Below are 6000 nucleotides of genomic sequence, written 5' to 3'. Positions count from 1 at the left end.
GGGCGGGCCACCGCGACCGCGCGCTCCGTCCCGGCGGGCGTCCCGGCGGCGAACAGCGGGATCAGCCGGGGGCGGACGCGGCGGGTGCCCGGCTCGACCCAGGCCGCCAGCAGCCCCACCTCGTGGCGCGCGGGCAGCGCCGCGACCAGCTCGTCCAGCAGGTCGCGGACGGTCGCGCGCCCGGCGGGCACCACCTCGGCGGACGGGTGGCGCTTGCGCAGGATCCGGACCACGCGGTCCGGGACGGGCCAGCCGACCTCCCGGTTCACCAGCACGACCGCGTCGCCGCGCTCGCCCAGCCGCTGCGGGAGGCCGTCGCGCAGCGCCCGCCACAGCGTGTCCCGGTCGAGCTCGGCGATCCCGCCCGCGAGCTGGAACCGCCGCTCGCCCGGGTCGCGGGACAGCATCGGCAGCGCCGCGTCCCACCCGACGGTCTCAGATGTCTCGGATCCGCGCGGGACGCCCAGCTCGTCCAGCCGGACGCGGGTCACCGCGAGCGCGTGATCGGCGGAGGTCTCGGCGATGACGAGACCGCTGTCCGGGCCGAGCCCGTGCAGGGCCCGGGCGAGCACCGCCCGGAGCACGGCGTCCGTCACCGGAGGCGCGGCCACGGCCCGCCGCGCCAGCTCCCATTCCGCCGGGCTCGGCGTGCCGCCGCGCACGTACACGGCGTCGGCGAGCCCGGCGCGGACCACCGCGAGCAGGTCCCGGGCGCGGCGCGCGGCGGCGAGCTCCGCCTCGAACGCGCGCACCGCCTCCGGGCCGGGCGCGCCGAGCCGCCACTCGCCGTGCAGCGGCCACCGGCACTCGGCGCACCGCTCCTCCAGATGCGCGATCGGGCACCCGCACACCGGGCATCCCGGCCGCACCCTCCCGATCGGGGGCGCCCCCTGGGCCCGCTCGGCTCCGGCTTCGTCAACGACGGGCATCGGGCACGTCCTCGGGCAGGAAGGTGTCGACGTCGGCGTCCGGGCTGTCCGCCGTGCGGGCCGCGAGCCGCGTCTCCATCGCGGGCAGCAGCTGCTCCCGGACGGCCCGCGCGTTGCCGAAGTCGTCTGGACGGGCGCGCCGCTCGGCCGCCAGCCACGCCAGCGCCCGCGCCCGCGTCTCGGCCGGGACGCGGTAGCCCTCGGCCGCCGCCATCGCCTCCAGGATCTGCGCCAGCTCCTCCGGCGCGTAGCCGGGGAACTCCACCTGGACGGTGAACCGCGACCGCAGGCCGGTGTTCGCGTCCAGGAACGACCGCATCTCCTCCGGGTATCCGGCGGCGACGACCGTGAGGCGGCCCCGCAGGTTCTCCATCTCCTGCGTCAGCGTGTCGAGCGCCTCCCGCCCGAAGTCGCGCCCGTCGTCGCCGCGGGCCAGCGCGTACGCCTCGTCGACGAACAGCACCCCGTCCAGCGCCTCCCGGATCCTCTCCCGCGTCCGCGGCGCCGTCTGCCCGATGTACTCGCCGACCAGGTCGGCGCGGCCCACGTCCACCACATGGCCCTTCGCGAGCAGCCCGAGGTCGCGGAACACCCGGCCGATGATCCGGGCCACCGTCGTCTTGCCCGTCCCCGGCGGGCCGAGGAACAGCAGGTGCGGCGCGACGACCTCGCCGCGCCCGCGCCGCTGCTTCAGCCGGACCTGCGCCACCAGCGCCCGGATCGCCTCCTTCACCGGCGCGAGCCCGATCATCGCGTCCAGCTCCCCCAGCAGGACGGGCAGCTCCGGCACCCGCGGCCGCAGATGCGCGCGCAGCCGCTCGGGCAGGTCGTCCGGCTCCAGCGGACGGTCCACGGCGGCGCGCGTCCGCACCGCCCAGCGGCGCTTCACGTCGTCGGCGAGGTCGCGCATCGCCCCCGCGTTGCCGAACCCCGGGCCGCGGGTGCGGTGCATGCCCGCCACGACGCGCCGCAGCCCGTCCTCCAGCTCCGCCGTCCAGGTGAGGCCCTGCTCGCGGAGCCGTCCGAGCGCGATGCCCGCGAGGGTGCCCGCGTCGTAATCCGGGAACGCGATCACGTTGGCCTCGGGGAAGCGGCGGCGGAGCCCCGGATCGGCGTTCAGGAACGCCTCCATCCGGTCCGGATAGCCCGCGGCGATCACGACGAGCCGGTCCCGGTCGTTCTCCATCCGGGTCAGCAGCGTGCCGATCGCCTCGCCGCCGAACCCGTCCGGCCGGTCCGCGAGCGCGTGCGCCTCGTCGACGAACAGCACCCCGTCGAGCGCGCTGTCGACCACCGCCGACGTCTTCTGCGCGGTCTCGCCCACGTACTGCCCGACCAGCGTCGCCGCGGTCGCCTCCACCAGGTGCCCGCGGCGCAGCACGCCGAGCTCCCGGTACATCTCCCCGACGAGCCGCGCCACCGTCGTCTTGCCCGTGCCCGGATTGCCGGTGAACACCAGGTGGTGCGCGGCGGGCTCGGCGGCGCCGCGGCCCTCGGCCCGCATCCGCGCCTCCGCCTCGATCAGCAGCCGCACGCCCGCGAGGTGCTCCTTCACCGCGTCCAGCCCGGCCAGCCGGTCGAGCCGCCGCCACACGTCCTCCCGCCCGGCCGCCGCCGCGACCGCCCAGCCGCGCTCGCGGAGCACCGCCGCGTCGAGCGGCACGCCTTCCGCGGCCAGCCGCCGGAGCCGTTGCTCCCACGCCCGCGCGGGCTCCGCCGTCGCCGCCATCGCCCGGACCGCCCGCCACAGCCCCGCCCAGTCCCCGACCCGCAGCCGCGGCCGTCCCGTCAGCCGCAGGACGTGCACGAGCCGCTCCAGCTCCGCCTCGTCCGGCTCGCCCACCCGTCCGGGACGGCCCGGACGCCCGCTCAGCCGCCGCACCCACTCCTCCAGCGCCGGGAAGCCCCGCAGGTCGTGGACGAACTCGCGCACATCGGCCAGCGACGCCTTCCGCGACACCAGCACGCACGTGTTGCGGGCGCTGCCCCCGTAGGCGACCCACTCGGCGAACACCGTCGCGAGCGCCCGTCCCGCGACCGTGTGGCTGAGGACCTCCTCCGCGTGCGGGAGCACCACGGCCGTGCGCGTCCCGTCCTGCCGCATCAGGTGGTCGAGCGTCATCACGGCGTGCGCGTCGCTCATCCCGGACGCGGAGGCGCCCCGGGCGTCCGCCGGAGGCGGCGCGTCGAAGACGGCGGTCCCGGTCCCGGTCGCCGCGTTCATGACCACACGGTCACCGAGCGGGCCGGCGAAACCTGACCGCATCCGCCGCGCCTTCGCCTGGTGCTGCCCTGCCTCCGCGGGACGTGTCAGGCGGCGCGACTCGGCGTCCCGGAAGTACAGCTTGCGGTGCAGCGAGTAGAAGACGATGCGCTCGTACCCGGCCGCGTGCAGCGCCTCCCATAGCGCGGTCTCGATCCCGTATGTCCGGTAGCCGTCGTCCACGAACGCGTCGTCGGCGCCGGGTCCGTGCACGACCAGCACGGGATCGCCGTCCGCGGCCACCTGATGCAGCCCGGCGAGCCGCTCGGCGGGCGCCGGGGTCACCACCGGGGTCACCGCCGCTCGTCCGCCCCGTCGATCCCGGACGCAGGGTCTAGGCGAGGCGACGACCTGGCTGTCACTGCCTGGGCCTCGCGTGCGGTGGTGCGGAGCGAGTCGAAGTCGGCCAAGGCCGGATCCGGACCGGATGCGTCGGCCACCGGTTCGCCCACGGGCAGCCCCCGCTCGCGCAAGCCGGTGGTGATTTCCCGCGCGCGCTCTGCCAACTCCTCCTCCGACGCGGTGTCGCGGTCGTAGGAGAGGATGCGCACCGCGAGGGCCCCTGGCCCGTCCTCGCCGTCCTCGTGGGCGACCTCGATGACGATCTCGTTGTCGTTCAGGTGCCGCAGCTTGCTGTAGAACGCGGCGCGCTGGTCGCCGCCCTCGTACGCGTTCTCCGCCCAGGCGAAGCCGGTGGCGTCCTCCACCGCGTCCACGACCTGCTCGGCCACGTTCACCCGCGCCTGCGAGGCCAGCAGCGCGGCGGTCGCCCGCGTCACGGCGTCGTCCAGGCGCCGCTCCAGCTCGGGCGCGTCCCGCCGGACGACCTCGCGCAGCTCCTCGGTGCTCAGCGCGTCGCCGTCCCGGATCCGGCCCGTCCGGGACTCCAGGTCGGTGCGGAGTTCCGCCAGCGCGCCGCCGGACCAGTGGTCCACGTCGAAGGCCAGCCCGTCGATCGGCTCGCCGCGCTCGTCCGGCGCGGGCAGCTCCGCGGCGAACCGGACCCGCTCGGCGACCATGGTCAGCGCGTCCAGCGCCGCCACCCGGGCCGTCCGCCACTCCTGGTCGAGCAGCACCAGGTCGGCGCGCAGATCGGCGAGGTCGAGGAAGGTGTCCTGGAGCAGGCCGAGCGACTCGGCCGCCAGCCCGCCCGCGAGGTTCGCCTCGGCCGTCGCGAGCCGCCGCTCCAGCCGGTCGAGCCGCCCCGGGGCGAAGCGCTCGTGCGGCAGCTCGGCGGCGATCGCGTCCCGCAGCAGCCGCGCGTCGGCGAGGACCCGTTCCGCGGCGGACGCGGCGCGGTCCCGGCCCTCGCGCAGCCCGTCCAGATCGCGGGCGAGGACCTCCAGCTCGGCGCGCCGCTCGGCACGCTCCCGCTCCAGCGCCGCGCGGATCCGCTCGTCCTGCTCGGCGCCCGCCCTCTCCAGCGCCGAACCGAGCTGGCCGCGCAACCGGTCGGCCTGGTCGCGGAGCCGCTGCGCGGTCCGCAGCTCCGACCGCTTCGCCTCGTCGCTGAGCCCGGTGAGCATCCGCTCGAAGCGCCGCTGCCGCTCCTCCGCCTCGCCGAACGTCCGGTCCAGCTCCTCGCGCTGCTGCCGCCGCACGGCCTCCACCAGCGCGGGCACGTCCCGGCGGACGTCGCGGAGCCGCGCCGCGGCCGCCTGGGCCTCCTGCCACGCCCCGGCGTCCACCGTGATGCGCTTCGCACCGCTCACCGCGTGCTCCTCTCCGCCGCGCGACCGCCGGCCGGGCCGGCGCCCCCCGGTTGGACGTCCGGAACCGCGCCCGCGTTCGCCCCATCGCGCGCGGTGACCGGACCAACTTCAGTAGGCGGGAGCGCGGGTGGCGGGTAGGCGGCGGCGATGGCGCGGCTCGGGACGCCCACGAACAGCGCGGCACCGGCGTCCCGGACGCGGATCTCCACCTTGCGCGGACCGCCCGCGAGTTCCGCGTCGGCGTCGCGGAGCCGATCGGTCAGGTGGTGGACGCGCTGGTTGGAGCTGCCGCGCAGCCCCCGGTCGTCATCGCGCGCCGCGACGTACTGGCCGTCGATGAGGACGTCTACCTCGCCGAGCAGGGCGGCCACGCCGTCGCCGTCGCCACCGCCGCCCGGCGGACGCGAGCGCAGTCGCTCCAGCCGGTACCCGGTGAAGCAGATCAGCGTCAGGCCGGGACGGTCGCGGCGCGCCAGCCGGGCGGTCTCCGCGAGCCCGGCGGCCTGCTCCATCGGCTCGCCGCCGGAGAACGTCAGGCCCGTCACGGCGGGGTCGGCGAGCAGCTCGGCGGCCAGGACGGCCGGTTCGACCCGGCGGGCGGGACGGTCCGGTATCCATTCCGGCGCGAGGCAGCCCGGGCACCGGAAAGGGCAGCCCTGCACCCACACGGCCGACCGCCGGCCGGGTCCGAGGGCGCGGGTACCCACGCATGTTTCCGCCACGTTGAGCATTCGACCGTTCAAGGTGATTCGGAGGGTTTTTCAGGGGGATTTCGGGCGAGAGGGCAACCGTGTCGCACCTGCCGGTGGGCCGGATTGTACGGGAGTGCCCTTCTTCGACTCATGGCATGCGACACAAAGTTCCCGGCGAAAGTCGGGTATTTTCGACGCCTGTGACCGTATCCGGTCAGCTTCTTCGGGTGCCTCCATCGCGGCTCGGAGTTGCCCCGGTTCGCACGCTATCCTGCACCTCTCGGCCCCCGCAGCCGGTCAACACCGAGTTTCCTCATCGCCCCGTTCGTCCGAATGAACAGGAATGGCCACCGACATGGTCCCTGCCCATGAGGATCCTCTGCGCATGCCGCCACGGCCGCCGC

General features: G+C 76.1%; 4 protein-coding genes. All 4 read right to left on the bottom strand.

Annotated elements, in window-relative coordinates:
• Positions 1 to 929: hypothetical protein (locus E1300_RS10860; RefSeq protein ID WP_370784692.1), on the bottom strand; the 929-nt coding region annotated here is incomplete at its 3' end.
• Positions 916 to 3489, bottom strand: coding sequence for an AAA family ATPase (locus E1300_RS10855; protein ID WP_131756758.1), 2574 nt, complete (start codon positions 3487 to 3489; stop codon positions 916 to 918). The genes E1300_RS10860 and E1300_RS10855, both read right to left, overlap by 14 nt.
• Positions 3486 to 4904, bottom strand: a complete 1419-nt coding sequence (locus tag E1300_RS10850; RefSeq protein ID WP_131756757.1) for a hypothetical protein — start codon at positions 4902 to 4904, stop codon at positions 3486 to 3488. The genes E1300_RS10855 and E1300_RS10850 overlap by 4 nt, the downstream gene beginning before the upstream one ends.
• Positions 4901 to 5611 (bottom strand): 4Fe-4S single cluster domain-containing protein, encoded by a 711-nt coding sequence (locus E1300_RS10845; RefSeq protein ID WP_207399633.1) that lies wholly within the window; start codon positions 5609 to 5611, stop codon positions 4901 to 4903. Before E1300_RS10845 ends, E1300_RS10850 begins: the two co-directional genes overlap by 4 nt.
• Positions 5612 to 6000 lie beyond the last annotated feature (389 nt).

This window comes from Actinomadura fibrosa, assembly GCF_900659615.1.
In the GTDB taxonomy this organism is placed as follows: Bacteria; Actinomycetota; Actinomycetes; order Streptosporangiales; family Streptosporangiaceae; genus Spirillospora; species Spirillospora fibrosa.
The sequence above is the reverse complement of the archived record's forward strand: the minus strand, read 5'-3'. Positions and strand labels throughout refer to the sequence as shown.